This is a genomic window from Rhodoblastus acidophilus (genome assembly GCF_900187365.1).
GTDB lineage: Bacteria > Pseudomonadota > Alphaproteobacteria > Rhizobiales > Beijerinckiaceae > Rhodoblastus > Rhodoblastus acidophilus.
In genome coordinates this window covers 619215-644661 of record NZ_FYDG01000002.1, presented here as the reverse complement: position 1 = coordinate 644661, position 25447 = coordinate 619215, and the positions used below count along the sequence as shown (strand labels likewise).

Sequence of the window (25447 nt, the reverse complement as noted above, 5' to 3'; positions counted from 1 at the left end):
GACCTCTACGACCGCGCGGTCGCGGTGGTGTTGCGCGACAAGAAGTGCTCGACCTCCTATGTGCAGCGCCGGCTGCAAGTCGGCTACAACAAGGCCGCCTCGCTGGTCGAGCGCATGGAGAAGGAAGGCGTCGTCGGCCCCGCCAACCACGCCGGAAAACGCCAGATCCTCGTCGGCGGCGGCGGCGATCGCGGCGCGTTCGATCTGGCCGACTGATCGGCTCGCGCCCGCCGCCTCAACCCAACGGGTGGGAGGCGGCGGCCGGTCAATCCTTGAACATGCGCCAGCCGGAGATCATGGTCGAGATCATCGACTGGCGGCTCATGATCTCCTCGCGCACGGCGGCGTAGATGTGCAGGATCGCGAAGACCACCATGATCCACATGGCCAGATGGTGCCAGACATGGGTCTGCAGCGAGCCGCCGGTGATTCTGAACACGGAATCGGTGATCACGCGCAGCGCGTGGTCCTGGCCCAGCGCCTCGACATAGAGCGCGACGCCGGTGCTGATCACCACCAGCGACGGCAGCACGAAGGCGCCGAACATCATCATCTGCGCGATGGGATTGTGGCCGATGAAGCGCGGCGCGCGCTTTTCCATGAAACAGTACCAGCGCAGCATGGCGATGAAGCCCTTGCGCCATTCCGCCCGCCAGACCGGCACATAATAGATTTCGCGCGAGGTGTGATTGCCGATGAAGGCGAAGATCGCGCGGGCGAGAAACCCCCAGGCGAACACCTGACCGGCGCTGAAATGGATCAGCCGGATGTTGCCGAACAGGAAATGGGCGCTGGCCTCGCCGCCGAGCGAGGGCGTCGGAAACGCGATGAGATAGCCGGTGACGAACAGCGCGAGAATGGCGAAGAAATTCATCCAGTGCCACAGCCGGATCGGCACTTCATAGACGAGAACCGCCGTCTGCATTTCCTGGCTTTCGCGCACGCCTTCGCTGAACAGAAGCGCGCGCTGGGCGGCGAGATCGTCTTCCCTGATGTCTGTCACAAAAAGCTCCTGTGGGCGCTTCGCTGTTGGCCAGCGTCGTCCCGGAGCGTTTTGTGAAGCTTACGCGGCGCGCGCCTACGACTAATAGCCGGAACAGCCGATAAATTTTAATTCTATTTGACAAGCCAAACACAAGTTTCCTGCGCAACAACATGGGGGGTGTTAATCTAAAGAGGGCGCTGATGGATCTCGACATTCTTCGTAAACGCTTCGCCCCGTTCATCATGCTGATGATCTGGGTCGGCGTCGCGCCGGTCGCGGTCCTTTCGGCCACGGTGGGGCCGGGCATTTTCACCTGGCCGGTCGCGCTGGCGCTGGCGGGGGCGCTCATCGCCACGGCTTTTCTGGCGTCGCGCCCGCTGGCGCCGGCGTCGCGCATAGCGAGCGCCTTCGCGCTGGTGGCGATCGGCGCCGCCCTCACCGCCGCGCTGCAGCACCAGCCGACCCAGGCCGACGCGTCGATGATCTTCATCGCCATTATCGCGCTGCTGTCCGGTTGGTGCGACCGGCGCGTGTCCGCGGCGGGCGCCGGCCTGATCGTCGCCTGGCACATTTTCGCCTATATCGTGCAGCCGTCCTGGGTGATGGCGGGCGATCCCAGCCTGACGCGCCTCGCCGCCCGCATCGTCGTCGCCGCGCTGGCGGTGGAGGGCGTGGGCTGGATTCTCAACAATCTGCATAACGCCGCCGAACGCGTGGACGAAGCCCTCACCGAAGCCTTTTCCGCCAAGCGGGAGACCGAAAAGCTCGCGGGCGAGCGCGAACTCATGGCCAAGGCCAACGAGGAGGAGCGCAAGCGGCGCATGACCGAAGTGGCCGACGCCTTCAAGGCGCGGGTGGAAGGCGTGATCCTGGCCGTGCTCAAGGGCGCGCAGGCCATGTCCGGCTCGGCGCAATCGCTGGCGGAGATCGCACAGACCACCTTGTCGCTCGCGGCCAGCGCCTCGCAGGCGTCTTCCTCCAGCGACCATGAGGTGCGCTCCGTCGCCGCCGCCTCCGACCATATCGCCGAGGCGCTGAACCGCATGTCGCGCCAGATCGAGGAAACCTCGCTGGCGGTGCGGGAGGCCGCCGAACGCGCCAACGCCTCCGCGCGTCAGGTCGCCGAACTCAGCGAGGCGGCGGAGCAGATCGGCGCCGTGGTGTCGCTGATTCAGTCGATCGCCCAGAAAACCAACCTGCTGGCGCTCAACGCCACCATCGAATCGGCGCGCGCGGGCGAGGCCGGCAAGGGATTTGCGGTGGTGGCCTCGGAGGTGAAGGGGTTGGCCGAACAGACCCAGCGCGCCACCGAGGAGGTGGCCGAGCATATCGCCAACATCCGCAACGCCACGACCGAGACCGTGGACATCATCCAGGCGATCTCCAGCGCGATGAACGTGGTGGACGAACATGCCGCCGCCATCGCCGAGGCGATGGAGGAGCAGAACCGCGCCACCGAGGAAATTTCGCGCGGCGCGCGCGGCGCGGCGGAGGCGACCGGCGAAGTGGCGCGCTCGGTCGGCGGCGTCGAGGGGTCGGCGCAGGACGCGCGCAAGGCCGCCGAGATCGTGCGCAGCGAATCCGAACAGCTCGACGCCCAGGCGCAGAAGCTGCGCGCCGAGGTCGACCGCTTCATGGCCGATATCGCCGCCTGACGCGCGTCGGCTTCGGCGCGCTCACTCCACTTTTTCGCCGGGGTAAACCCCCCATAAATCGTCCTGCCGCATAAAGCCGTCGAACCCCGGCCCCACCAGCCGGCACCAGCCCTCGTCGCATTTCTTGACATTGGCGACCACGCCGGGCGCGAGCCTGGCGGTGAGCGCGGCGGTCTTGTCCGGCTTGGCGCGCAGGGGCAGGGGCGGCGCGTCCTTCTTCCAGGGCTGCACCAGCGCCGTGCGTTTGCCCGACAGCAGCGAGTGCAGCACCCAGCCGTCGGCGCCCTCGGAATCGCGGATGCGGCGCCAGGTCGCGAATTCCGCGATGATTTCGACCGGCAGGCCGGCGCGCTGGTAGATCCATTTGGTGGCGTGGTCCTTGGACGGACCTTCGCGCAGGTTGACGGCGCTCGATTTCAGGCTGACATAGCGCGGCAGCGGCAGGCCCGTGACCGAACCCTTCGCCTGTTGGGCCTGCGCCGGGACGGATAAAGCGCATAAGAGAACGACGGCGAAAATTCGGGCGTGGGGCGGCATGGCGGTCTGTCTCGGCTTGAGGCGGCGACCCACTGCCTTGCCTTTGTCAAGGCATCTGCTAGGAAACAAGGACGGGTGGGGTTTGACGCCAGTCGATCTGTTGTCGCTCCGCCAGAGTTAACGATCGGTTTAGCCAAGCTTGCGGAGCGGGCGACCGGCAGGGGGTGGCAAGGATATGGGCAATAAGAAACCGCTCGTCATCGTGACCCGCAAATTGCCCGAGGCGGTGGAAGAGCGGATGCGCGAATTGTTCGACGCGCGCTTCAACGAGACGGACCGCCCCATGACGCCCGCCGAACTCAACGAGGCCATGACGACGGCCGATGTGCTGGTGCCCACCATCACCGACCGCATCGACGCCCATCTGATCGCCAAGGCCGGCGACAACCTCAAGTTGATCGCCAATTTCGGCAATGGCGTCGATCATATCGACGTCACCTCCGCCTTGCGGAGAGGCATCACCGTCACCAACACGCCCGGCGTCCTCACCGACGACACCGCCGACATGGCCATGGGCCTGATCATCGCGGTGTCCCGCCGGCTGGTCGAAGGCGCCGCCGCGCTGTCGGACGGGCATTGGGACGGCTGGTCGCCGACCTGGATGCTCGGCCATCGCATCACCGGCAAGAAGCTGGGAATCATCGGCATGGGCCGCATCGGCCAGGCCTTGGCCCGCCGCGCCAAGGCGTTCGGCCTGTCCATCGCCTATCACAACCGCCGCCGCGTCTCCGAGGCGATCGAGCAGGAGCTAGGCGCGACCTATTACGATTCGCTCGACGTGATGCTGTCGCGGGTCGACATCGTCTCGATCAACTGCCCGCACACGCCGGCCACGTTTCATCTGCTGTCGCCGCGCCGCCTGAAGCATCTCCATCCCAATTCGGTGATCGTCAACACCTCGCGCGGCGACATCGTCGACGAGAACGCGCTGGTGCGGATGCTGGAAGCCGGGGAGCTGGCCGGCGCCGGTCTCGACGTGTTCTCGCACGAGCCGGCCGTCTCGGCGAAGCTGATGAAGCTCGCCAGGGAAGGCAAGGTGACGCTGCTGCCGCACATGGGCTCCTGCACCATCGAGGGCCGCGTCGACATGGGCGAGAAGGTGATCATCAACATCCGGACCTTCGCGGATGGGCATCGTCCGCCCGACCGCGTGCTGCCGTCCATGCTGTGACCGGGCTGCCGCCCGGGGCTTTGGCGCAAGGTGCGCGGGGCGCCGGCGCAAGCTGCGCAGGGGCTTGAAACTTCGCCGGGCGGACGCCATATCGCCTCTGCGGCGATCAGCCGGGGGCGCTTCGGGCCCTCAACGTCAACGAGGCGCCTGAAAGGGCTTCGCAATGTCGCGTCCGACCTTGATGAACTCGCCATTCCTGCTTGGCTTCGACGAGATCGAGAAAGCCCTTGAGCGCGTGACGCGAACCGCGTCCGACGGCTACCCGCCCTATAATATCGAGCGCATTCTCGGCGACGAGAGCGCGCCAGACCGCCTGCGCATCACGCTCGCCGTCGCCGGCTTCAGCCGCGAGCAATTGTCCATCACGCTGGAGGAGGGGCAATTGGTGATTCGCGGCCGACAGCAGGATGATCGGGAGCGGCAGTTCCTGCATCGCGGCATTGCGGCGCGGCAATTCCAGCGCAGTTTCCTGCTGGCCGACGGCATGCAGGTGCTGGGTGCCGACCTCGCCGACGGACTCTTGTCGGTCGATCTGGTTCGTCCGGAACCAGAGCGAATCGTTAAGACAATTGAGATCACATAGCGGAGCTGAACTTCAGTCCGCGTTGCGCGCGTCTCCCGGGAGAGCGCTGAAAGGGTGAAGATCATGACCATGCGATATGTTGAAGGCGAAGCCGAACGGTTCACCGCTGACCAGCTCGCCCAGTTGGGCGAGGGCGCTATCGCCTATGTGCGCCCGATCAAGTCGGAGGAAGCGCAGGCCCTGTTCCCGCAAATTCGCGGCCTGAAGCCGGGTCAGCAGCTCTACGCCCTGTTGGGCGCCAGCGGCGCGCCGATCCTGCTGGCCGACAGCCGCGACGCCGTCCTGGCCAACGCCTGGGAGAACAAGCTGGCGACCGTCAGCGTCCACTGACCCGCTCAAATCGCCGTCGCCCGTCCCTGGACGGGCGGGGCGGATGGCTGACTTACAAGGCCGCTCGGGCTGCCCGAGCGGGCGTCAAATGGTGACCTGCGCGCCCAGTTCGACCACGCGATCCGATGGGATCGAGAAGAAGTCGGTGGCGTTGGCCGATTGTTTCGACAGGGTGACGAACAGCTTGTCCTGCCATTGCGGCATGCCCGACGCCGGCGAAGGCTTGAGCGTCCGTTTGCCGAGGAAGAACGATGTCGTCATGATGTCGAACTTGTAGCCGGCCTTGCGCATCAGCGCCATGGCCGCGGGCACGCGCGGGCTTTCCATATAGCCGAAATGCAGGGTGACCCGCAGGAAATCCTCGGACAGTTTCTCGATCTCGAAACGGTTGGCCTCGGCGACGCGCGGCGTGGGCTCGGTGACGATGTTCATGATCACCACCCGCTCATGCACCACCTTGTTGTGCTTGAGGTTGTGCATCAGCGCCGAGGGCGCGACCTGCGGATCGCCGGTGAGGAACACCGCCGTGCCCGCCACCCGGTGCGGCTTGGACTTTTCCAGCATGCGGATGAGGTCGGCGGTCGGAATCGAATCGCGCTGCGTCTTCTTGTGCAGGAGATCGGTGCCGCGCACCCAGGTCCACATCACCACCATGGCCAGCGCGCCCATGGTCAGCGGCACCCAGGCGCCTTCGAAAATCTTGATCAGATTGGCCATCAGGAACGACACGTCGATGGTCAGGAAATAGCCGATCACGGGAATGGCGAGCCAGAGCGGCCAGCGCCACAGTTTCCACACCACGAAAAACGCCAGGCTGGCGTCGACCACCATGGTTCCGGTCACGGCGATGCCATAGGCGTTGGCCAGATTGTCCGAGGTGCGGAACAGGAACACCAGCAGCAACACGCCGATCAGCAGGGTCCGGTTGACGCGGGGGACATAGATCTGCCCCTCCGTGCTAGCGGAAGTGTGCTGGATTTCCAGGCGCGGCAGCAGGCCGAGCTGAATCGCCTGACGCGACAGCGAGAACGCGCCGGTGATCACCGCCTGCGACGCGATCACCGTCGCCACCGTGGCGAGCACGACGAAGGGAATCAGCGCCCAGTCCGGCGCCATCAGGTAGAAGGGATCCTTGACAGCCTCCGGGTCCTTCAACACCAGCGCGCCCTGGCCGAGATAGTTGCAGATCAGCGACGGCAGCACGAAGCACAGCCAGGCCACCTGGATCGGCTTGCGGCCGAAATGGCCCATGTCGCCATAGAGCGCCTCCGCGCCGGTCACGGCGAGGAAGACGAGGCCGAGCGTGACAAAGCCGGCCGAGCCGTGGCCGAACAGGAAGCTCAGGCCGAGCCGGGGATCGAAGGCGGTGAGGATGCGCGGGGCGTCGGAAATATGCGACAGGCCGAGCAGGGCGAGCAGGCCGAAGAACACCACCATCACCGGCCCGAAGAACGACGCCACCCGCGCGGTGCCGCCGCTTTGCACCACGAACAGCGACACCAGGATGATCACTGCGATCGGCAGAACGTAGGGCTGGAACGCCGGCGAGGCCGTGTTGAGGCCCTCGACGGCCGAAAGCACGGAAATGGCCGGCGTGATCACCGCGTCGCCCGCGAACAGGGCGGCGCCGGTGACGCCGAGCAGGAAGATGATTTTCGACCCATGGCCGAGCGACTTGCGCGCCAGCGCCATCAGCGACAGCGTGCCGCCTTCGCCCTTGTTGTCGGCCCGCATCAGAAACGCCACGTATTTCAGCGACACCACGGTGAACAGCGCCCAGATCAGCAGCGAGACGATGCCGATCACCTCCGATTCCACCACGCCGTCGGCTTTCATGTGCGACAGGGCGGTTTTCAGCGCATAGAGCGGGCTGGTGCCGATGTCGCCATAGACCACCCCCATCGATCCCAGCATCAGCTTCCAGAACCCTTCCTGGTGCTCGGGCGCTGCGGGCGATTGCGTGTTGGTCTGGGTAGGCGGTGCGGAAGGCTGTACGGCGTCTTGCGACATGAACGCATCCTGGCTTGGCCTGAATCGTCGGCCGACCGCGGCGGTCTATAAACCTTTCCGCAACGCGAGAGAAGGGGCCTGGCGATTATACGCCAAAAGGTTGAGAATGTCGCCGATTGCTGGCATGAGGCGCGTCATGGCCGCCGCGTTCCCCCTGCCGATCGATCATGTCTTGCCGCGTTTGCGAGATGTTCTCGCCGCGCGCAACCGCGCCGTTCTGGTCGCCTCGCCCGGCGCGGGCAAGACCACGCGGGTTCCGCTGGCGCTTTTGCAAGAATCATGGCGAGAAGATGGCAAAATCATCATTCTGGAGCCGCGCCGTCTCGCCGCCCGCGCCGCCGCCGAACGCATGGCCGAAAGCCTGGGCGAGAAGCTCGGCGAGACCGTGGGCCTGCGGGTGCGCCTGCAAACGCTCGCCGGCCCGCGCACCCGCATCGAGGTGGTCACCGAGGGCGTGTTCGCGCGGATGATTCTCGACGATCCCGCGCTGGAGGGCGTCGCGGCGGTGCTGTTCGACGAATTTCACGAACGCTCCGTTGACGCCGATCTCGGCTTGGCGCTGGCCCTTGACGCTCAGGACGCGCTGCGGCCGGACCTGCGCCTGCTGGTGATGTCGGCGACGCTCGACGGCGCGCGCGTCGCTGCGCTGCTCGACGACGCGCCCGTGGTCGAATCGCAGGGCCGCGCCTTTCCGGTCGAAACGCTTTATCTCGGCCGCGACCCGCGCGAGCGGATCGAAGCGGCCGTCGCCCGCGCCGTGCTGCGCGCCTTGGCCGAGCAGGACGGCTCCGTTCTGGCCTTCCTGCCGGGGCAGGGCGAAATTTTACGCACGGAGGCGCTGCTAAAAGAGAAATTGCGCGATCCCTCGGTCGATCTGTGCCCGCTCTACGGCGCCATGGACCGGGGCGCGCAGGACCGGGCCATTCGTCCTGCCGCGTCGGGGCGGCGCAAAGTGGTTCTGGCCACGTCCATCGCGGAAACCTCGATCACCATCGAGGGCGTGCGCGTGGTGGTGGATTGCGGTTTTTTGCGCGCGCCCAAATTTGAACCCGACCTTGGCTTGACCCGGCTTGAAACCGTCCGCGCCTCGCGCGCCGCCGCCGACCAGCGCCGGGGCCGCGCCGGCCGCACCCAGCCCGGAATCTGCTACCGGCTGTGGGAGGAGGCGGCGACGGGGGCGCTGCCCGCCTATGCGCAGCCGGAAATCCTGGCCGCCGATCTCGCGGGACTGCTGCTCGACCTCGCCGCCTGGGGCGCGCGCGATCCCGCTTCGCTACGCTGGCTCGATCCGCCGCCGCCCGCCGCCAGCGCCGAGGCCCGCGCGCTGTTGCAGGAGCTGGGCGCGCTGGACGCGGAAGGCGGCGTCACCGCGGGCGGCAAGGCGATGCGGACCTTGCCGCTGCCGCCGCGCCTCGCCCGGATGGCGTTGCGGGCCGAGAGTTTCGGCATGGGCGCGCCGGCTTGCGAACTGGCGGTTCTGCTGACCGAGCGCGGCCTGGGCGGCGACGCCGTCGACCTCGCGGAACGGCTCGACCGCTGGGCGCGCGAGTCCAGCCCTCGCGCGAACGACGCGCGGCGGCTGGCGCATGGCTGGAAGCACGGGCTGCGCGCGGCGGCGCGGGCGCTGGGCGAATCGGGCGAACCGCGCGATCTTTCGCCCGGCGCCCTGATCGCGCTGGCCTTTCCCGACCGCGTCGCGCGGGCGCGCGGAAAAACCGGCGATTTCCTGATGGCCAACGGCCGCGCCGCCAGTCTGGAGCCGCATCTGGCCCTGGCGCGCGAAAAATATCTGGCGGTGGCCGAAGTCGCGGGCCGCGCCGGCGCCAGCCGCATCCTCGCCGCCGCCGCATTGGACGAAGCGGAATTCGAATCGCTGTTCGCCGCCGAGATCGAGGCCGGGGTGGAAACCCGGTTCGATCCCGCCAGCGGCGCCTTGCGCCGCCGCGAGACCCGGCGTTACCGCGCCTTGATGCTGGCGGAGAAAACCGCCGCGCTCGCCGGTTCGCCCGAGGAGGCGGCGCTATTGGCGCGCGGCGCCGCCGAACGTGGAATCGACCGGCTGAACTGGAGCAAGGGGCAGGCGCAATTGCGCGAGCGCGTCGGTTTTGTGCGCGAGGCCTTCGCCCGCTCGGCCGCGCCCGACGAGCCCAATCCCTGGCCCGACCTGAGCGAAGCCGGTCTGTCCCAGGCGCCGGAGGATTGGCTGGCCCCGTTCATCGAGGGCTGCGGCCGGCTCGACGACATCGGCCCGGACAAACTCGACGCCGCGCTTGCGGCGCTGATTCCCTGGGATTTGTCGCGGCGGCTGGAGGCGGAGGCCCCGACGCATTTCCTCACGCCGGCCGGCTCGAATGTCGCTTTGGACTATTCCAGCGCGGAGGGGCCGGTTCTGGCGGTGCGCGTGCAGGAGCTTTATGGCCTCGCCGACCATCCCAAACTCGCCGGCGGCCGCGTTCCCCTCACGCTGCATCTGCTGTCGCCGGCGCACCGGCCGATCCAGATCACCCGCGACCTGCCGGGGTTCTGGCGCGGCTCCTGGAGCGCGGTGAAGGCCGAGATGAAGGGCCGCTATCCCCGCCATCTCTGGCCGGACGATCCCGCCGCCGCCGCGCCGACGACCCGCGCCAAGCCGCGCGGGACGTGACGCCCGCGCCCGTTTAATTGGTCAGGCGCGGCGCGGTGGACACGGCCCTTTGGAACAGATCCGACAAGGCGGCCGAAATGTCGTCGTCGGTGGTGACCTCGTGGTACAGCGCCGCCGAGGAGGCGCACGCCTGCAGGTTGGATGCGACCTGCGAGATGAACGGCTTGATCTTGTCGCGATACCAGGAATCGGACTCAACCGGTTGATAGGTGGTGTTGAGCACGGCGATGCGAATGCCGCGATTCTTGACCGTGGCGCAGAACGACGTGTCGACCGGCGCCATGCAGCGTGTGAACGCGCCGTATTTGTTCGAAATCTGAACATAGGACGAGGTGCTGCACGCCGACGACGAATAAACGGCGGCGTCCACCACCCCGTCGGTCACGATCATCAGCACGCCCTGCGGCGTGTCGTCGGTCTGACTGGTTCCCGCGCCGGGCGTAGGCATTTCGGCGTTGATCTTGGTCATCGCATAGCCGAAATCCGTCATGGCGTCGTTGTTGTACAGAGGCGAGCTGTCGAGATTGACGGTGGCGTAGGTCGATGCGCCCGTCGGATAGACATAGGTCTGGTTGCCGTCGATATAGTTGTTGCTGGCCATCAGCGGCGGCGTGAGATTGGCGACGCTGTTCTGGATGTTGTTCTGGTGCGCCGTGGTGGTGGTGATCAGCTTCTGGATCTTCTTGAAGTCGTGATTGAAGCCGTACACCGCCATCCGATAGGTCGCGCCATTGTGGGTCATCGTGCTCTGCGCCGTCGAGGCGACCTGATTGACCGCCGTCCGCACATTGTCGATGCGCAGGGCGATGCCCGCGTTCTCCGCGAAAGTGTAGCTGTCGATCGTGCCGTAGCCGGGATAGCCCTTGGATTCGTTATCGGCCATATTGGTTTCGTGGCAGGCGAAGGCGCAGCCGGTCTTGGCGATCATGTCGCTCACGCCCTGGGTGGTCGCCGGCAGCTCCATCGACGGCGAATTGTCCACCAGCATGTAGAAGTCGATGTTGGGCGCGTTGGTGGTGGCGGCCGAAGCGGTCACCGTGAAGCCGGTCTGCGCCTGCGCCAGAAAGGCGCCGAAGGCGTTGGCGACCTGGGCCTTGTAGGTCAGATTGACCGTCCGCTGCGTGAAGTTGGTCTGCTTCGTGTCCGTGACATCCACGGTCAGGTTCTTGGCGGCATAGGTCAGGCCGCCGATTTGCTGCGCCTGGGCCGCGAACATGTTGGCGATGGCGGCTTTGGCGGATGTGGTCGACTGGGCCATCATCGTCGGCGTTGTGCCGGTCAGCACGGCGGCGTCGGCGATGGCCGCCAATTCGCCGCGGGCTTTGGCCGCGCGGGCGTAATCGACCGAAGCCGCCAGCGCGATGAAGAGGGGAATGGAGGCCAGGGCGAAGATAATGGCGACATTGCCGTTTCGGTCGGCGAGCAGCGCCTTGAGCTTGAAGAATCGAGGATGGTCCATGGCTTTGGTTCCAACTGGGGTCAGCATCCGATGCAGGCGATGGTCGAGGCGGCGCGCGGCGGCATGTAGAACGTATTGGAAATCGGGATGATTCCGAACGTGTTCTGCCCGACGGGCGGCTTGTAGGCGTAGGTCACCCTGGCGTAGATCAGCGACGTGCTGGCTTGCGCCATGCCCGGCGGCAGGGTGAAGGCGCTGCCGTTGACGAGCGCGGCGGCGTTGAGCGCCTTGTTCCAGGTCACTATGGTCTTGCCCGAGGCGTCGGTGGTCACTTCGGCCACCACCAGGGTCATCGGCCCATTCGAATAGGGCGCGACGATCTGGGTGGTGGCGTTCATGATGGCCGTCAGGTCGTCGCCCGTCAGCGCCGACCTGCGCGCGACCAGGTCGGCCACCGTGCGCGACGCGATCGAGATCTTGCGATTGATGCTGAGGGCTTCGCCCAGCACGAATTCTCCGAACAGCATGGCCATGGCGATCGGCAGCACCAAGGCGAATTCGACCGCCGCGAGTCCGCCGCGCGCGCGCCAGAATCCATGAAGGGAAACCGGCCGCATCAATAGGACTCCGCCTGGAAGACCGCGCTCGCCATCAACAGGCGCGAGCCATTGGCGAGGTTGGAGAGGTTGAGGGCCATCAGGCCGGGCAGAACGGGAAACTGATACATCACCCGCAACACCATGATGCTGCCGGACGCGCCGGTGTCGAACTTCCAGGCATTGGCGACCTTGCCGCCTTCGTAAGTGAGCGTCGGCGCCGACGTGTCGGCCGATGAAAAGGCGCCGGCCGTCTGCAGGTCCACCATCAGATTGGAACAGGTGAACAAGGCCGGCAGATTGACGCAGACGGAATTGGTGAATTGCTGCTGGGTCATATTCGCCTGCTGCGTCTGGCCCGTCAGCAGGCCGCGCGCGGTCTTTTCGACCGCGGTCTCCAGTTCGTGCTGGGCGAGAAAGATGATCGCAACCTGGAAAATGGCGAGCAGAACGACAAAGAACGGCAAGGCGATCAAGGCGAATTCGACCGCGGTCGACCCCTCGCTGGCGACCATCAGCCGCCGGGCTTCAGCCCACAGGCGCCGCGTTCCGCGCATCCTATCACACAACATTTTCCGCTCGTTTTTTCGTTTGGTTGGCGGGGATGCAAGCTTTACCGCATCATCCTAAAAAAACGTGTCATTGACAGCTAGTTATGATCCTTTGCCAATATTTAGACGCTCATGATGAAAGCGCCCTGAGCGCCACGGTTAGACTTGCGGCGTTTACGCCTGCTTGACCTATCGGCGCCAAAATAGCGCGCGTAAACATGAATAGGACGGATCGTTATGCTGGGCGACGTGATGAAAATGGCGATGGCGCTGCTGGTCGTTTCGCTGCTGACCGTCAGCGCGCTCAAGGATCGCTTTTTCGCGCGCGCGCCGTCGGGCGCCGCCCCGGCGCCGGCCCCGGCCGTGACGCCGGCCGCCGCGCCGACCCGCTCGAAATGGGGGCAGGTGGAATTGGCGCCCGATGCTCTGTCGCAATATCACGCCCAGGTGGAGATCGACGGCGCCCGCATCGAAGCGCTCGTGGACACCGGGGCGAGCCACGTCTTCCTCAAGGCGGAGGACGCGCGCCTGCTCAACATCGACCCGCCGGCCTCGGCCTATACCGGCCGCAGCCAGACCGCCAACGGCGTGGCGCGCTTCGCGCCGGTCCGCTTGCGCGCCGTGCGCATCGGCGACATTGTCGTTTACGACGTCGAGGCCGCCGTGGCCGAACCGGGCAGGACGCCCCTCACCTTGCTCGGCATGAGCTTCCTGAAAAAGCTGTCAAACTTCCAGGTCGCCGACGGCCGGTTTGTCATGAGGCAATGAGCGCGCCGTTTCGGCGCGGCGACGCGCGGTCGATCTCGCCGCCGCTCGCCCTGGCGAGCGTCAGGCCGGCGAAACCGGCCTCGATCCCGACCGCAGCGGCGGGCATAAAAAAAAGGCGGCCGATCGGCCGCCTTGTTGTTTTGGGGCGTGTGTCCGGCTTATTTCTTGCCGAAGGACAGGCCGCCAAAGCGCGAGTTGAAGCGCGACAGACGGCCGCCGCGGTCGAGCAGCTGCTGCGAGCCGCCGGTCCAGGCCGGATGAGTCGACGGGTCGATGTCGAGGTTCAGGGTGTCGCCTTCCTTACCGTAGGTCGAACGGGTGAGGAATTCGGTCCCATTGGTCATGATGACCTTGATGGTGTGGTAATCGGGATGAATGTCGGACTTCATAATAAGACCCTGCGGCTTCGTCCCGTGACGGATCGCCGCCTTGGAACCTGGTCGCGCGTTTCCACGCGGAAGATTTGAGAGGCCGTTCCCTATACCAGAACCGCGTGGCGAGCAAGCGGAAAGCGCCGTTCTAGCGCCACGCCTTCGTCGACCTGTCTTTTGACGGGCGGCGGCCTATATAGGCGTCATGACCGACGCCCCCAAAATCATGACCGACGCTCCCAATAACAGCGCGTCCCGCGACTCCCTGAGAAATCTCAAGCCCATCCTGCCCTATGCGAAACGCCGCGCGGGCCGCGCCGGCGCGGCCCTGGTCGCCCTGGCCATCGCCTCGGCCGCCACTTTGGTGGTGCCGTTGGCGGTGCGCGGCATGATCGACAAGGGATTCGCCGTCGATCACGCCGGCGCGATCAATTCCTATTTCATCGCCCTGATCGGCGTGGTTTCGGTGCTGGCCGTCGCCTCGGCCACGCGGTATTACCTCGTGATGACGCTCGGCGAACGCGTCGTCGCCGATCTTCGCGCCGCAGTCTTCGCCCATCTCACCCGGCTCGACCCCGCTTTCTACGACACGGCGCTCTCGGGCGAACTGGCCTCGCGGCTGTCGGCCGACACCACGCAGATCAAGTCCACCTTCGGCGCCACCGCCTCCATCGCCCTGCGCAACGCCTTCCTGCTGGTCGGCGCGGTCGGGCTGATGGTTTACACCAGCCCGAAACTGTCGGGGCTGGTGCTGTTCGGCATTCCCGCGGTGATCCTGCCGCTGGTGTTTTCGGGACGGGCGGTGCGGGCGCGTTCGCGCGCGGCGCAGGACACCCTCGCCGAGGCCAACGCCCTCGCCACCGAAAATCTCTCGGCCATCCGCATCATGCAGGCGTTCGGCGCCGAAGCGGCCACCCGCGCCCGTTTCGCCGCCGCCGCCGAGGGGGCGTATTCCGCGGCCCGCGACGCCACCGGCGCCCGCGCCCTGCTCACGGGCTGCGGCATTTTCCTCGCCACCGCCAGCGTGGTCGGCGTGCTCTGGCTCGGCGCGCATGACGTGCTGGCGGGCCGCATGAGCGCGGGCGAATTGTCGCAATTCCTGCTTTACGCCCTATTTGGCGCCAGCTCGCTGGGCCAGCTCACGGAAGTCTGGGGCGAGATTTCCGCCGCCGCCGGCGCCGCCGGCCGCATCGCCGAGATTTTGGCCACGCAGCCGCGCGTCACCGCCCCCGCTCATCCGCGCGCCCTGCCAAAGCCGCCGCGCGGCGAGATCGTGTTCGAGGATTTGAGCTTCGCCTATCCCGGACGGCCCGACCGCGCCGTGTTCTCCCATTTGAGTTTCGTCATCGCGCCGGGCGAAAAGGTGGCCATCGTCGGGCCGTCGGGCGCAGGAAAATCCACGTTGCTGCAACTGCTGATGCGGTTTTACGATCCCGTTTCCGGCGCCGTCCGCATCGACGGCGTCGACGCGCGCGAGGCCGATCCGGCCGACTGGCGCCGCCGCATGGCGCTGGTGCCGCAGGAGCCGGTGATTTTCGCCGCCAGCGCCGCCGACAACATCGCCTATGGCGCGCCCAACGCCACGCGGGCGCAGATCGAGGCGGCGGCCGAACAGGCGGCGGCGCTCGAATTTTTGCGCGCCTTGCCGGAAGGGCTGGAGACGCGGCTGGGCGAGCGCGGCGTCACGCTGTCCGGCGGCCAGCGCCAGCGCCTCGCCATCGCCCGCGCGATTCTGAAGGACGCGCCGATTCTGCTGCTGGACGAGGCCACGTCCGCGCTCGACGCCGAAAACGAAATGCTGGTGCAGGAGGCGCTTGATCACGTCATGCAGAACCGCACCACGCTGGTGATCGCCCACCGCCTCGCCACCGTGCTGGCCGCCGACCGCATTCTGGTGATGGACGGCGGCCAAATCGTCGAGCAGGGCCGCCACGCCGATCTCGTCGCCCGCGACGGGCTTTACGCGCGGCTGGCGCGGCTGCAGTTCAACGCGGGGGCTGAGGCGCTGGCGACGGCGTGACGGGCGTCCAGCGCAGGCGCAGCGTCGGCAATCCCGACAGCGGATTGACGCCCTCGGCTTCTTTGGCAAACCCCTCGCGGGCGTAAAACGCCAGGGCGCGACAATTGTCGGCGTTGACCGACAGCGCCAGTCCCGCGGGGCAGGCCGCTTTGGCGTGGCCGATCAGTTCGCGCGCCGCGCCCGCGCCTTGCGCGCGCGGATGAACCGCGATCTGCTCCAACCATTTGCGGGCGGGGTCGAACAGGACGAAGCCGGCCAGACCGCTTTCGTCCTCGGCGACGACGATCCGCGCGCCCTCCGCGAGCGATTTGGCGAACAACTCCGCCAGCCACGGCGCGCGCGCGGAAAAATCAATGTCCGCGCGGGCGCGCGTCCAGGCTTCGATCCACAACGCCAAAACCTCGGGCCAATCGGAGGCCCGATAGGGCCGTAGCGCGTTCACCGCTCGGTGATCTTCAACTCGATGCGGCGGTTCTTGCGCAGGGCCTCCTCGCTGTCGCCCTCGTCGAGCGGCTGCTGGTCGCCGAAGGCGCCGGCGAGGATGTGGCGGGAGTCGATGCCCTTGCCGATCAGATATTCGACCACGGCGATGCTGCGCGCCGCCGACAGGTCCCAGTTGGACTTGTAGGGCGCCGAGCGGATCGGCTTCTTGTCGGTATGGCCGTCCACGCGCAGCACCCAGGGGATTTCCGGCGGAATCTCCCTCTGCACCTCGACCAGCGCTGTGGCGATCTTGTCGATTTCTCCCCGGCCCTCCAGCGAGAGCGTGGCGCGCCCCCGGTCGAACAGCACTTCGGTCGGCAGCACGAAGCGGTCGCCGACCACCTGCATATCCTGGCGGTCGGCGAGGATTTCGCGCAGGCGGCCGAAGAAGTCGGAGCGGTAGCGCGCCAGTTCCTGCACCTTCTGCGCCAGCGCGACGTTCAGCCGCGAGCCCAGGTCGGCGATGCGCGCCTGATTGTCCTTGTCCTTGGCCTCCTGCGTCGACAGCGCCTCCTGCACCGCCGCGAGCTGGCTGCGCAGGGCGGCGATCTGCTGGTTGAGCAGATCGACGGTCGATTGCGCCTTGGCGGACAGCTGCTTTTGCGCGTCGATCGCTTCGGCCGCATTGGCGCCGCCGGCGGCGGCGCTGGCCACCAGCGCGTCGCGGTCGCGCTTGGTCGCCTCCAGCGTTGCGGTCAGGCTGGCGACCTTGCGCTGCGCCTCCGTCTTGCTGCTTTTTTCCAGGGTCAGCAGATCCGTCAGTTCTTCGAGCTGGCGGTTGAGCTTGGAGAGGGTCTTGTCCTTGCCGCCGACGTCGCGCGACAGGATATATTGCGCCACCACGAAGACGGACAGCAGGAAGGTGAAGACCAGCAGCAGGGTCGACAGCGCGTCGACGAAGCCGGGCCAATAATTCATGGATTCGCGCCGGCGCGCGCGCGAAAGCGCCATCAGCGCGGCTCCCTCTCCCGCGCGACGAACAGGCTGTCGATCGAGGCCTGCAGCAATTCCTGCCGCTCGGCCTGCGCCTCGACCCAGTCGCGGATCAATTGCTGCTCCTGACGCATGTGCTGCACCATCGAATGCACGCCGGCGGCGAGATGCTGGATGGAATCATGACTGGCCGCGGCCGGCGCGAAAGGTTCGATGTCCACCTCGGCCGACAGCCGGTCTTCAAGCTCGGTGTAAAACCGGCTCTGCGCCTGTCCCGCCTGCAAATCGAGGAAGCCGAGCACCAGCGAGCCGGCGAGGCCGAACAGCGAGCTGGTGAAGGCGAGGCTCATGCCCGACAGCGGCCGCGCCAGCCCGGTTTTCAGATCGTTGAACAGCGAGGCCATTTCCGAGCCGCCCTGCAGCGAGCTGATCACGGCGCCGATCGAGCCGACCGTTTCGAGCAGGCCCCAGAACGTGCCGAGCAGGCCGAGAAACACCATCAGGCCCGTGAGATAGCGCGAAGTCTCGCGGGATTCGTCGAGGCGCGTGGCCAGCGAGTCCAGCACATGCCGCAGCAGCGACTGCGTCAGCGGCGCGTCGCCTCGCGCGGACAGGATGCGCGCCATCGGGGCGAGCAGGATCGGGTCGCGCGCGCTTTCGCCGGCGACCCAGGCGATTTCGCGGTAGAGCCGCGCCACCTGGGAGATCGCCAGGACGATGCCGAACAGTTCGACGCCGAGGATGAGGCCGTTGAGGCCGGGATTGGCGAAAAAGGCGACCTTGATCTGCTTGTTGAGGATGAAACCGATGAAGCCGATCAGGGTCAGGAACACACCTATCCGCACCAGAAACATTGTGGGCGGTGTCAGGCGGTACGGGTCGCTTGACGTCATCGGCGGCTCTCCTGTCAATGGCCGTGTCTATCAGGGGAGGCGCACGGCGCCAAGGTCGGCGGGGAGTTATGCCCCGCTACGCCCCCGTATGGCTAAAGCCGGGGGACGTAGACGCTCAAACCATGGCCATTCTTGGGAAATTCGTCTCAAGGCGCGAAATGACTCTCCTCGACCGCCCGCCGGTTCTTGCTGGCGGCGGCCTGAATCGGCGCGCGGCCGATGTTGCGCCGCAACGGACGGTTGCGAGACAGGGGGACGAGGCAGGGACGAGACGAGGGCGGCGCATGATCGAACGACGTGCGCCGCCGTCGTGGCGAGGGAATGCGAAGTTCCGGCGTCGCGCTTACGCTTTTTTCAGCAGATCGAGCAATTGGCGGTGGATGAATTCGTTGCCGCCGCAAACCCCGCCGGTCTTCAGCATGTTCTGGCCGCCGTCGGCGTCGGAGACATAGCCGCCGGCCTCGCGGATCAGCAGCAGGCCCGCCGCCATGTCCCAGCTTTTCAAACCGCGCTCCCAATAGCCGTCGAAGCGGCCGGCGGCGACGAAGGCGAGGTCGATCGAGGCCGCGCCGAGGCGGCGCACGCCGCCGGCGCGGGTCATCACCGAGGACAGCTCCGCCTTGAATTTGGGATGGATTTTGGCGTTGGCGAGCGGCGGAATTCCGGTGGCGATCAGGCCCTCGGCCATGTCGCGGCGCGCGGCGACGCGGATGCGGCGGTTGTTGTAATAGGCGCCGGCGCCGCGTTCGGCGACGAAAATATCATCGGTGGCGGGATTGTAGACGAGACCGGCGACGATCTGGCCATCGCGCTCCAGGCCGATGGAAATGGCGAAGATCGGCAGGCCGTGCAGGAAATTGGTGGTGCCGTCGAGCGGGTCGATGTGCCAGATGTGGCTCTTGTCCGAGCCTTCGACCACGCCGCCCTCCTCCAGCACGAAGCCGTAGCCGGGCCGCGCCTTGGCCAGTTCCTCGAACAGGGTCTTTTCCGATTTCTTGTCGGCGATGGTGACGAAATCGCCGGGGCCCTTGACCGAGACCTGCAGATTCTCGACCTCGCCGAAATCGCGCTTCAGCCCGCGGCCGGCCTTGAAGGCGGCGGCGGTCATTACATTCATCAGGGCGGAGTTGATCATGGCGGGTCCGGGGGGATTGAACGAAAGTTGAGTGCTAAGTGCCAAGCGGGCGCTGCGGCGTCAAGGAAATTGGGTCAGGGCGCGGTCGCAACCACGAAGATCCAGTCGGCATGGGCGCGGTTGGTGTGCGCCTCCACGATCGACCAGTCCGCAAAGCCGGCGGCGCGCAGCAGGGCGGGGAGGTTTTCGGCCCGCCAGTAGCAGAAATAGCGCGGGGCGCCCAGTTTGGCGCTGGACCAGCCCTCGCCGTCGCCGGCCTTGAGGCTGAACGCGAGGCGTCCGGCGGGTTTCAGCGCGGCGCGCGCCTTTTCGAGCACGAAAGGCAGTTGCGCGCGGTCGAAATGCAGCAGCACGGCGTTGGCGAGGATGAGATCGTAGGCGCCGTCGAACGGGTCGGTCAGCACATTGAACAGCCGGGCCGAAAACCCCCGCGCCAAAAGTTCGGAGACGAAGCCGGGGGTGGCGTCGGTGCATTCGACGGTGAAATTTTTCGAGGCGATATAGGCGGCGTCGCGGCCGAAGGCGCTGCCGATCTCCAGGATCCGCGCGTCGGGCGCGAGGCCGTCGAGCGCGCGGTCCATCCAGTCTTTCGGCGCGCCGCTCACCGCCTGCGCCGTGCCCTCGACATAGGCGCGCACGTTGTCGTCATAAGTGAGCAGGGTTTTTTCGTTGGCGTCCGTCATCGCGCCGTTACTTTCCAAGATAGATTTTCAGCGCCGCCTCGACTTTGCGGCGCTCGTCCGGCGTCAGCTTGTTGGATTCGCCGTCAAGGCGCGGATCGCGCAGGCCGGCGGCGGCGGCGAGAATGTTCCATTTGGCCGCCTCGACCCGGTCCTGCTTGACGCCGCGCCCGAAAAACAGCAGCCGCGCCAAGCGGTTCTGCGCCACGGGATTGTCGCGGTTGGCGGCGCGGATCAGCCATCTGGCGCCGCCGGCCTCGTCGGCGGGCACGCCGTCGCCGTTGAACAGCAGGATGCCATATTCGACCTGCGCCGCGAGAAATCCGCCTTCGGCGGCGCGTTTGAGCCAGGCGGCGGCCTGTTGCGGGTCGCGTTCCACGCCCCGGCCCTCGCGGTAGAGCAGGCCGAGCGAATAGGCGGCCTCGGGGTCGGCGAGGTCGGCCGCGCGCCGGAAGTGTTCCGCCGCCTTGGCGAAATCCGCCGCGACGCCATTGCCCTCCAGCGCCAATATGCCCAGTTGCAGCCAGGCGCCGGCGTGGTTTTGCGCCGCCGCCTTCTCCAGCAGGGCGCGGGCGCCGGACACGTCGCGGGGGCCGTCCTTGCCGGCGAGCTTCGCCAGCGCCAGCGCGAATTGCGAATTCTTGTCGCCCTGCGCCGCCGCGAGCCGATACCAGCGCAGCGCCTCCGTCATGTTCTGCTTCACGCCCAGGCCCTGCGCCTGCAGTTCGGCGACCAGGGTCATGGCGGCGGCGTCGCGGGAGTTCTTGTCCAGGCGCTTCATCGCCTCGGCAAAGGCGGTCTGGTAATAGCCGCGCTGATAGGCGCCAAAGGCCAGATCCGGCGCGGCGGCCGGCGCCGGTCCTTCCGCCCAGGCGGGCGCGGACGCGGCGGCGAGCGCAAGCAGCAGAGCGGCCTGACGTCTCAACTTTCCGGCTCCAGCGCGTCGATCACGGCCTGGGCGGCGGCGATCTCGGTGGGCTCGTCGAAAAAGCGCGGGCCAAGGCCCAAAAATTCGGCGCCGGATGTCGCCAGCGCCTCGACTTCGCCGGACGCATGGGCGACGCCGACGCAGGGCACGTTGAACACCTCGGCCCACCACGCCGTCCATTCCAGCGTCGCCGCAGCGTCATTGTCCTCGGGGTCGAGCGCGCCGAACAGCAGGTAATCGACATCGGTCTCGCCGATGGTCATGGCGGCGTCGCGGCTGTCGAGGCCGCCGACGCCGACGATGCGGTCGGGCTTGAGCCGCTCCAGCGCGTCGTCGAAATTTTCGCCCGCGCCGGTGATATGGGCGCCGTCGAGACCCGCGCGGCCCACCAACTGCGCGTCGTCCAGCGCCAGCGCGGCGGCTTCGGCCTTCTGGACGATCGGCGCCAGCGCCTTGGCGATCTTCTTGCGCGCGCCCTCGTCCGCCGTGGCGAAACGCAGCAGCACGCAGGCGACGTCGCCCGAGGCCAGGGCCTTTTCCAGCTTGGGCGCGAACTCGTCAGCCGAGGCGAGCGGGGGCGTAATGAGATAGAGACGCGGGCGGATGAAGTCAGTCATTGAGGCTCAATTTCGATGCCGTGCTTGCGAGCGGAGCGAAGCCATCCAGAAAACCTGCGCTTCCCCGTCGCGTGCGAGGCCTGGATTGCTTCGCTTTGCTCGCAATGACGGTATGGAGAGCGGTTATTTGCTTGCTTCGTTCGTTGTCACGGCGAGGCTTTTACACCGGCATTTGACGGCAAAAATGGGGCCGCGGCAAGCCGCGACCCCACGTCAGGACGAATGCGGAAGTGTCAGGCGACCTTGGGGGCCAGTTCGCCGGACGCGTAACGCTTGGCCATTTCGCCGAGCGTGAACACGCGCTTGATCTTGGACGCCTGTCCCGCCGTGTTGAACTCCTGCATGCGCTGCTTGCAGATTTTCTGCATCGCGTCGCTGGCGGGCTTCAGATATTTGCGCGGGTCGAATTCAGCGGGGTTTTCGGTCAGCACCTTGCGGATGGCGCCGGTGATGGCCATGCGGTTGTCGGTGTCAATGTTGATTTTCCGCACGCCGTGCTTGATGCCGCGCTGGATTTCCTCGACCGGCACGCCCCAGGTCTGCGGCATTTTGCCGCCATAGGCGTTGATGATGTCCTGCAAGTCCTGCGGCACCGAGGACGAGCCGTGCATCACCATATGCAGGCCCGGCATCTTCTGGTGGATTTCCTCGATCACGTGCATGGCGAGGATGGCGCCGTCGGGCTTGCGGGTGAATTTATACGCGCCATGCGAGGTGCCCATGGCGATGGCCAGCGCGTCCACGCCGGTCGCCTTGACGAATTTGATGGCTTCGTCGGGATTGGTGACGAGCTGGTCGTGCGACAGCTTGCCCTCAAAACCGTGGCCGTCTTCCTTCTCGCCCTCGCCGGTCTCCAGCGAGCCGAGCACGCCGAACTCGCCCTCGACGGAAATGCCGCCGAGATGGGCCATATCGGTGACATATTTGGTGATGTTGACGTTGTAGCTCCAGTCGGCGGGGGTCTTGCCGTCTTCCTTGAGCGAGCCGTCCATCATCACCGAGGTGAAGCCCGCCTGCATGGCGGTGAAGCAGGTGGCCGGGCCGTTGCCGTGGTCCTGATGCACGCAGATCGGAATCTGCGGATAGATTTCGGCGCAGGCGTCCATCATGTGCTTGAGCATGACGTCGTTGGCGTACTGGCGGGCGCCGCGCGAGGCCTGGATGATCACGGGCGCGTCGAGTTCGGACGCCGCCGCCATGATGGCGAGCGCCTGCTCCATATTGTTGATGTTGAAGGCGGGAACGCCATAGTCATGCTCGGCGGCGTGATCGAGCAGTTGGCGAAGGGTAATACGGGCCATAACAAGTCCTCCTTGACGGATGTCGGTTCACCAGGCGGCGGCCTGTCGCATCTCTGCCGGCGCCTCATCCCTGCCTTTACATATGCTTGCCATCAGCGCGTCGCGTTCGCCGGCGGCGAAATCGCGCCCGCGCTCCTTGGGGATTTCAAGGGTCAGCTGTTCAAATCCTTGCAGCTGTCCTGAACAGGCCTGGCTAAAATTCAGCACAGCCAAATATTCTTTTTGCAGTTTGGCGGCGCCGGCCCGGACCAGAATGGCCGGCCGCCAGGCGCCCTCGCCGGGGTCGCGATGGGCGACGAACAGCACGGCGGCGAGGCAGCGCGCCTCGGGCAGGCGCCTGGAATATTCCGATTGCGCGATCAGCATGCTCTGGCTGGCCGCGACCTCCGGGTTGGGAGCGTCGCGGACCGTAATGCCGCGCGTGGCGACCTTGGCGCCCGACAGCAAACCCGCCTCCCGCTCGATCAGCATCGGCGTGCGGCTTTGCCCCGAGGCGACCACATGGGACGCGGTCGCGAGGCAAAGCCCGATGAACTCGCCGAGTTCCGAAACGGTCAGGCGCGGCGCGAGCATTTTTTCACGCGCGGATCGCTTCGACGCCGGGCAGCACCTTGCCTTCGAGCCATTCCAGGAAGGCGCCGCCGGCGGTCGAGACATAGGTGAACTTTTCCGCGACGCCGGCATGGTTCAGCGCCGCCACCGTGTCGCCGCCGCCGGCGACCGTCAGCAGCTTGCCTTCGCCGGTCAGGCGCGCGGCGAATTTGGCCACGGCGTTGGTGGCGGCGTCGAACGGCTCCAGCTCGAACGCGCCGAACGGGCCGTTCCACACCAGCGTTTTCGCCTCGCCCAGAACCTTCTCGACTTCCGACACCGATTGCGGGCCAGCGTCGAGGATCATGTCGGCTTCCCCAACCTGATCGACGCCGACCACCTTGGAGGCGGCGTGCGCCTTGAATTCCTGCGCCACCACGGCGTCCACCGGCAGCACGATCCGGCACTTGTTCGCGGCGGCGTTGTTCAGAATTTCGCGGGCGGTGTCGAGCAGGTCATGCTCGCACAGCGATTTTCCCACGTTCTTGCCCTGCGCGGCCAGGAACGTGTTGGCCATGCCGCCGCCGATGATCAGGAAATCCACCTTTTTGGTGAGATTGCCCAAAAGCTCCAGCTTGGTCGAAACCTTGGCGCCGCCGACGACGGCGGCCACGGGGCGCGCCGGGTTTTCCAGCGCCTTGGACAGAGCCTCGACTTCGGCCTGCATGGCGCGGCCCGCATAGGCCGGCAGCTTCTTCGCCAGCCCTTCGGTCGAGGCGTGGGCGCGGTGCGCGGCCGAAAAAGCGTCGTTGACATAGATGTCGCCGAGCGCGGCGAGGCCGTCGATCACGGCGGGGTCGTTCTTTTCCTCGCCCTTGTGGAAGCGGGTGTTTTCGAGAAGCAGGAATTCGCCGTCCTTCAGCGCGTTGACCGCTTCGACCGCGACGGGGCCGATGCAATCGGAGGCGAAGGCGACGGGCTTGCCGAGATGCTGCGCCAATGCGCTCGCGACGGGTTTTAACGAATTGGCCTCGTCCGGGCCGTTCTTCGGCCGGCCGAAATGGGCGAGCAGGACGACCTTGCCGCCCTTTTGCGAAATTTCGTTCAGGGTGGGCAGGATGCGCTCGATGCGGGTGGCGTCCGTGACCTTGCCGCCCTCCATGGGGACGTTGAGGTCGACGCGGACAAGCACGCGCTTGCCCTTGAGATCGGCGGAATCGAGGGTGCGGAAACCGGACATTATTGACTCGCGGCGGCTGGAGAACGGGTCAGAAAAAAGGCGCGCCCGGTCGGGCGCGCCTCAAATTCAGGCTCAGATCAGCTTGGCCATGGCGAGGGCGGTGTCGGCCATGCGGTTGGAGAAGCCCCATTCGTTGTCGTACCACGACAGGACGGACACCAGCGTGCCGTCGAGCACCTTGGTCTGGTCCATGTGGAAGATCGAGGAATGGGGGTCGTGGTTGAAGTCGCAGGAGACGTTCTTCTCGGCGGTATAGCCGAGAATGCCCTTGAACGGGCCGTCCGCCGCCGCCTTGATCACGGAATTGACTTCATCCTTGGTGGTGGCGCGCTTGGCGATGAATTTCAGATCGACGACAGAGACGTTCGGGGTGGGAACGCGCATGGCGAAGCCGTCGAGCTTGCCGTTCAGTTCCGGCAGCACCAGGCCCACCGCCTTGGCGGCGCCGGTCGAGGTCGGGATCATCGACAGCGCGGCGGCGCGGCCGCGATAGAGATCCTTGTGATACGTGTCCAGCGTCGGCTGGTCGCCGGTGTAGGAGTGGATCGTCGTCATGATGCCCTTGTCGATGCCGATGGCGTCATTGAGGGCCTTGGCGACCGGCGACAGGCAGTTGGTGGTGCAGGACGCGTTGGAGACGACGATGTGGTCCTTGGTCAGCTTGGCGTGGTTGACGCCATAGACCACCGTGAGGTCGGCGCCGTCCGAGGGGGCCGAAACCAGCACGCGCTTGGCGCCGCCCTGCAAATGGATGGCGGCTTTGTCGCGGGCGGTGAAAATGCCGGTGCATTCCATCACGATGTCGACGCCGAGCGCGCCCCAGGGCAGTTCCGCCGGGTTGCGCATGGCCAGAACCTTGATCGGGCCGGTGCCCACGTCGATCGTGTCGCCCTCGACCTTGACCACGCCGGGGAAGCGGCCGTGGACGGAATCGTAGCGGAACAGATGGGCGTTGGTCTCGACCGAGCCGAGATCGTTGAGGGCGACGACCTGAATGTCCTTGCGGCCGGATTCGACAATGGCGCGGAGCACGTTGCGGCCGATGCGTCCAAATCCGTTGATGGCAACCTTGACAGTCATGCGTTT

The 25447-nt window shown here is 66.3% G+C and carries 26 protein-coding genes; 8 read left to right on the top strand and 18 right to left on the bottom strand.

Features of this window, described 5'->3' with window-relative positions:
* On the top strand, positions 1-216 hold a 216-nt coding region (locus CFB24_RS08280), incomplete at its 5' end, for a DNA translocase FtsK (RefSeq protein WP_141098389.1).
* A gap of 49 nt (positions 217-265) precedes the next feature.
* Here the strand turns inward: CFB24_RS08280 and cybH are convergent.
* Complete coding sequence (cybH, locus tag CFB24_RS08275) at positions 266-1003, bottom strand: Ni/Fe-hydrogenase, b-type cytochrome subunit (protein WP_244593289.1); 738 nt, start codon at positions 1001-1003, stop codon at positions 266-268.
* Positions 1004-1185: 182 nt separating this feature from the next.
* On the opposite strand from cybH, the gene CFB24_RS08270 reads away from it, so the two are divergent.
* Complete coding sequence (locus tag CFB24_RS08270) at positions 1186-2640, top strand: methyl-accepting chemotaxis protein (RefSeq protein ID WP_158255305.1); 1455 nt, start codon at positions 1186-1188, stop codon at positions 2638-2640.
* A gap of 21 nt (positions 2641-2661) precedes the next feature.
* Here the strand turns inward: CFB24_RS08270 and CFB24_RS08265 are convergent, their stop codons facing one another.
* Positions 2662-3177, bottom strand: coding sequence for an SH3 domain-containing protein (locus tag CFB24_RS08265; protein WP_088520144.1), 516 nt, complete (start codon positions 3175-3177; stop codon positions 2662-2664).
* A gap of 175 nt (positions 3178-3352) precedes the next feature.
* Here CFB24_RS08265 and CFB24_RS08260 point away from each other — a divergent pair, with 175 nt between their 5' ends.
* From CFB24_RS08260 to CFB24_RS08250, 3 genes are all read left to right on the top strand, one after another.
* Positions 3353-4348, top strand: a complete 996-nt coding sequence (locus tag CFB24_RS08260; RefSeq protein WP_088520078.1) for a 2-hydroxyacid dehydrogenase — start codon at positions 3353-3355, stop codon at positions 4346-4348.
* A 163-nt stretch (positions 4349-4511) separates the two neighbouring features.
* On the top strand, positions 4512-4931 hold the full coding sequence (locus CFB24_RS08255) for an Hsp20 family protein (protein ID WP_088520077.1): 420 nt from the start codon (positions 4512-4514) through the stop codon (positions 4929-4931).
* Positions 4932-4994: 63 nt separating this feature from the next.
* The gene (locus tag CFB24_RS08250) at positions 4995-5261 is read left to right on the top strand and encodes a BQ00720 family protein (RefSeq protein WP_176440420.1); all 267 of its coding nucleotides are present in this window, start codon (positions 4995-4997) and stop codon (positions 5259-5261) included.
* A gap of 84 nt (positions 5262-5345) precedes the next feature.
* Here the strand turns inward: CFB24_RS08250 and CFB24_RS08245 are convergent, their stop codons facing one another.
* Positions 5346-7271 carry a potassium transporter Kup gene (locus tag CFB24_RS08245; RefSeq protein WP_088520076.1) on the bottom strand — a complete coding sequence of 642 codons (1926 nt, stop codon included), beginning with the start codon at positions 7269-7271 and terminating at the stop codon, positions 5346-5348.
* Positions 7272-7407: 136 nt separating this feature from the next.
* On the opposite strand from CFB24_RS08245, the gene hrpB reads away from it, so the two are divergent.
* Positions 7408-9915, top strand: coding sequence for an ATP-dependent helicase HrpB (gene hrpB, locus CFB24_RS08240; protein ID WP_088520075.1), 2508 nt, complete (start codon positions 7408-7410; stop codon positions 9913-9915).
* A gap of 13 nt (positions 9916-9928) precedes the next feature.
* Here the strand turns inward: hrpB and CFB24_RS08235 are convergent, their stop codons facing one another.
* Genes CFB24_RS08235 through CFB24_RS08225 form a run of 3 tightly spaced genes read right to left on the bottom strand, consistent with a single transcriptional unit; the run spans position 9929 to position 12482 of the window.
* Positions 9929-11374 carry a TadE/TadG family type IV pilus assembly protein gene (locus CFB24_RS08235; RefSeq protein ID WP_088520074.1) on the bottom strand — a complete coding sequence of 482 codons (1446 nt, stop codon included), beginning with the start codon at positions 11372-11374 and terminating at the stop codon, positions 9929-9931.
* Between the two features lie 20 nt (positions 11375-11394).
* Positions 11395-11931, bottom strand: coding sequence for a TadE/TadG family type IV pilus assembly protein (locus tag CFB24_RS08230; protein WP_088520073.1), 537 nt, complete (start codon positions 11929-11931; stop codon positions 11395-11397).
* Positions 11931-12482 (bottom strand): TadE/TadG family type IV pilus assembly protein, encoded by a 552-nt coding sequence (locus CFB24_RS08225; RefSeq protein ID WP_088520072.1) that lies wholly within the window; start codon positions 12480-12482, stop codon positions 11931-11933. The genes CFB24_RS08230 and CFB24_RS08225 overlap by 1 nt, the downstream gene beginning before the upstream one ends.
* Before the next feature lie 216 nt (positions 12483-12698).
* Between CFB24_RS08225 and CFB24_RS08220 the strand changes: the two genes are divergently transcribed.
* Positions 12699-13229, top strand: coding sequence for a retropepsin-like aspartic protease family protein (locus CFB24_RS08220; RefSeq protein ID WP_088520071.1), 531 nt, complete (start codon positions 12699-12701; stop codon positions 13227-13229).
* Between the two features lie 158 nt (positions 13230-13387).
* Here CFB24_RS08220 and rpmE read toward each other — a convergent pair whose 3' ends face one another.
* Complete coding sequence (gene rpmE / locus CFB24_RS08215) at positions 13388-13618, bottom strand: 50S ribosomal protein L31 (protein ID WP_088520070.1); 231 nt, start codon at positions 13616-13618, stop codon at positions 13388-13390.
* Positions 13619-13805: 187 nt separating this feature from the next.
* Here rpmE and CFB24_RS08210 point away from each other — a divergent pair, with 187 nt between their 5' ends.
* Positions 13806-15620, top strand: coding sequence for an ABC transporter transmembrane domain-containing protein (locus CFB24_RS08210; RefSeq protein WP_088520069.1), 1815 nt, complete (start codon positions 13806-13808; stop codon positions 15618-15620).
* Here the strand turns inward: CFB24_RS08210 and CFB24_RS08205 are convergent.
* The 11 genes from CFB24_RS08205 to gap form a co-directional block, all read right to left on the bottom strand.
* Positions 15586-16062 carry a GNAT family N-acetyltransferase gene (locus CFB24_RS08205; RefSeq protein ID WP_088520068.1) on the bottom strand — a complete coding sequence of 159 codons (477 nt, stop codon included), beginning with the start codon at positions 16060-16062 and terminating at the stop codon, positions 15586-15588. The two genes, CFB24_RS08210 and CFB24_RS08205, sit on opposite strands and share 35 nt — an antisense overlap.
* Entirely contained in the window at positions 16059-17054 is a 996-nt protein-coding gene (locus CFB24_RS08200; RefSeq protein ID WP_088520067.1) for a peptidoglycan -binding protein, read from the bottom strand. Before CFB24_RS08200 ends, CFB24_RS08205 begins: the two co-directional genes overlap by 4 nt.
* The gene (locus CFB24_RS08195; protein ID WP_088520066.1) at positions 17054-17929 is read right to left on the bottom strand and encodes a MotA/TolQ/ExbB proton channel family protein; all 876 of its coding nucleotides are present in this window, start codon (positions 17927-17929) and stop codon (positions 17054-17056) included. The genes CFB24_RS08200 and CFB24_RS08195 overlap by 1 nt, the downstream gene beginning before the upstream one ends.
* A 343-nt stretch (positions 17930-18272) precedes the next feature.
* Complete coding sequence (locus tag CFB24_RS08190; protein WP_088520065.1) at positions 18273-19064, bottom strand: inositol monophosphatase family protein; 792 nt, start codon at positions 19062-19064, stop codon at positions 18273-18275.
* 74 nt (positions 19065-19138) lie between these two features.
* A complete protein-coding gene (locus tag CFB24_RS08185) occupies positions 19139-19747 on the bottom strand; it encodes a class I SAM-dependent DNA methyltransferase (RefSeq protein ID WP_088520064.1) in 609 nt (202 codons plus the stop codon).
* Between the two features lie 7 nt (positions 19748-19754).
* Positions 19755-20669 (bottom strand): tetratricopeptide repeat protein, encoded by a 915-nt coding sequence (locus tag CFB24_RS08180; protein ID WP_158255306.1) that lies wholly within the window; start codon positions 20667-20669, stop codon positions 19755-19757.
* The gene (locus CFB24_RS23590; protein ID WP_088520062.1) at positions 20666-21289 is read right to left on the bottom strand and encodes a thiamine phosphate synthase; all 624 of its coding nucleotides are present in this window, start codon (positions 21287-21289) and stop codon (positions 20666-20668) included. Before CFB24_RS23590 ends, CFB24_RS08180 begins: the two co-directional genes overlap by 4 nt.
* A 233-nt stretch (positions 21290-21522) precedes the next feature.
* Positions 21523-22590: a class II fructose-bisphosphate aldolase gene (fba, locus tag CFB24_RS08170; RefSeq protein WP_088520061.1), complete on the bottom strand. Its 1068-nt coding sequence runs from the start codon at positions 22588-22590 to the stop codon at positions 21523-21525.
* Between the two features lie 27 nt (positions 22591-22617).
* The gene (locus tag CFB24_RS08165; RefSeq protein WP_088520060.1) at positions 22618-23163 is read right to left on the bottom strand and encodes a hypothetical protein; all 546 of its coding nucleotides are present in this window, start codon (positions 23161-23163) and stop codon (positions 22618-22620) included.
* 4 nt (positions 23164-23167) lie between these two features.
* Complete coding sequence (locus CFB24_RS08160) at positions 23168-24361, bottom strand: phosphoglycerate kinase (protein WP_088520059.1); 1194 nt, start codon at positions 24359-24361, stop codon at positions 23168-23170.
* A gap of 72 nt (positions 24362-24433) precedes the next feature.
* Entirely contained in the window at positions 24434-25441 is a 1008-nt protein-coding gene (gene gap / locus CFB24_RS08155) for a type I glyceraldehyde-3-phosphate dehydrogenase (protein ID WP_088520058.1), read from the bottom strand.
* Between the last annotated feature and the right edge of the window lie 6 nt (positions 25442-25447).

Excerpts from the sequence above, each read along its gene's own strand:
- CFB24_RS08270 (WP_158255305.1), top strand. The coding sequence starts at position 1,186 with ATGGATCTCGACATTCTTCGTAAACGCTTCGCCCCGTTCATCATGCTG.
- CFB24_RS08265 (WP_088520144.1), bottom strand. The coding sequence starts at position 3,177 with ATGCCGCCCCACGCCCGAATTTTCGCCGTCGTTCTCTTATGCGCTTTA.
- CFB24_RS08260 (WP_088520078.1), top strand. The coding sequence starts at position 3,353 with ATGGGCAATAAGAAACCGCTCGTCATCGTGACCCGCAAATTGCCCGAG.
- CFB24_RS08255 (WP_088520077.1), top strand. The coding sequence starts at position 4,512 with ATGTCGCGTCCGACCTTGATGAACTCGCCATTCCTGCTTGGCTTCGAC.
- CFB24_RS08250 (WP_176440420.1), top strand. The coding sequence starts at position 4,995 with ATGACCATGCGATATGTTGAAGGCGAAGCCGAACGGTTCACCGCTGAC.
- CFB24_RS08245 (WP_088520076.1), bottom strand. The coding sequence starts at position 7,271 with ATGTCGCAAGACGCCGTACAGCCTTCCGCACCGCCTACCCAGACCAAC.
- hrpB (WP_088520075.1), top strand. The coding sequence starts at position 7,408 with ATGGCCGCCGCGTTCCCCCTGCCGATCGATCATGTCTTGCCGCGTTTG.
- CFB24_RS08235 (WP_088520074.1), bottom strand. The coding sequence starts at position 11,374 with ATGGACCATCCTCGATTCTTCAAGCTCAAGGCGCTGCTCGCCGACCGA.
- CFB24_RS08230 (WP_088520073.1), bottom strand. The coding sequence starts at position 11,931 with ATGCGGCCGGTTTCCCTTCATGGATTCTGGCGCGCGCGCGGCGGACTC.
- CFB24_RS08225 (WP_088520072.1), bottom strand. The coding sequence starts at position 12,482 with ATGTTGTGTGATAGGATGCGCGGAACGCGGCGCCTGTGGGCTGAAGCC.
- CFB24_RS08220 (WP_088520071.1), top strand. The coding sequence starts at position 12,699 with ATGCTGGGCGACGTGATGAAAATGGCGATGGCGCTGCTGGTCGTTTCG.
- rpmE (WP_088520070.1), bottom strand. The coding sequence starts at position 13,618 with ATGAAGTCCGACATTCATCCCGATTACCACACCATCAAGGTCATCATG.
- CFB24_RS08210 (WP_088520069.1), top strand. The coding sequence starts at position 13,806 with ATGACCGACGCCCCCAAAATCATGACCGACGCTCCCAATAACAGCGCG.
- CFB24_RS08200 (WP_088520067.1), bottom strand. The coding sequence starts at position 17,054 with ATGGCGCTTTCGCGCGCGCGCCGGCGCGAATCCATGAATTATTGGCCC.
- CFB24_RS08195 (WP_088520066.1), bottom strand. The coding sequence starts at position 17,929 with ATGACGTCAAGCGACCCGTACCGCCTGACACCGCCCACAATGTTTCTG.
- CFB24_RS08190 (WP_088520065.1), bottom strand. The coding sequence starts at position 19,064 with ATGATCAACTCCGCCCTGATGAATGTAATGACCGCCGCCGCCTTCAAG.
- CFB24_RS08185 (WP_088520064.1), bottom strand. The coding sequence starts at position 19,747 with ATGACGGACGCCAACGAAAAAACCCTGCTCACTTATGACGACAACGTG.
- CFB24_RS23590 (WP_088520062.1), bottom strand. The coding sequence starts at position 21,289 with ATGACTGACTTCATCCGCCCGCGTCTCTATCTCATTACGCCCCCGCTC.
- fba (WP_088520061.1), bottom strand. The coding sequence starts at position 22,590 with ATGGCCCGTATTACCCTTCGCCAACTGCTCGATCACGCCGCCGAGCAT.
- CFB24_RS08165 (WP_088520060.1), bottom strand. The coding sequence starts at position 23,163 with ATGCTCGCGCCGCGCCTGACCGTTTCGGAACTCGGCGAGTTCATCGGG.
- CFB24_RS08160 (WP_088520059.1), bottom strand. The coding sequence starts at position 24,361 with ATGTCCGGTTTCCGCACCCTCGATTCCGCCGATCTCAAGGGCAAGCGC.
- gap (WP_088520058.1), bottom strand. The coding sequence starts at position 25,441 with ATGACTGTCAAGGTTGCCATCAACGGATTTGGACGCATCGGCCGCAAC.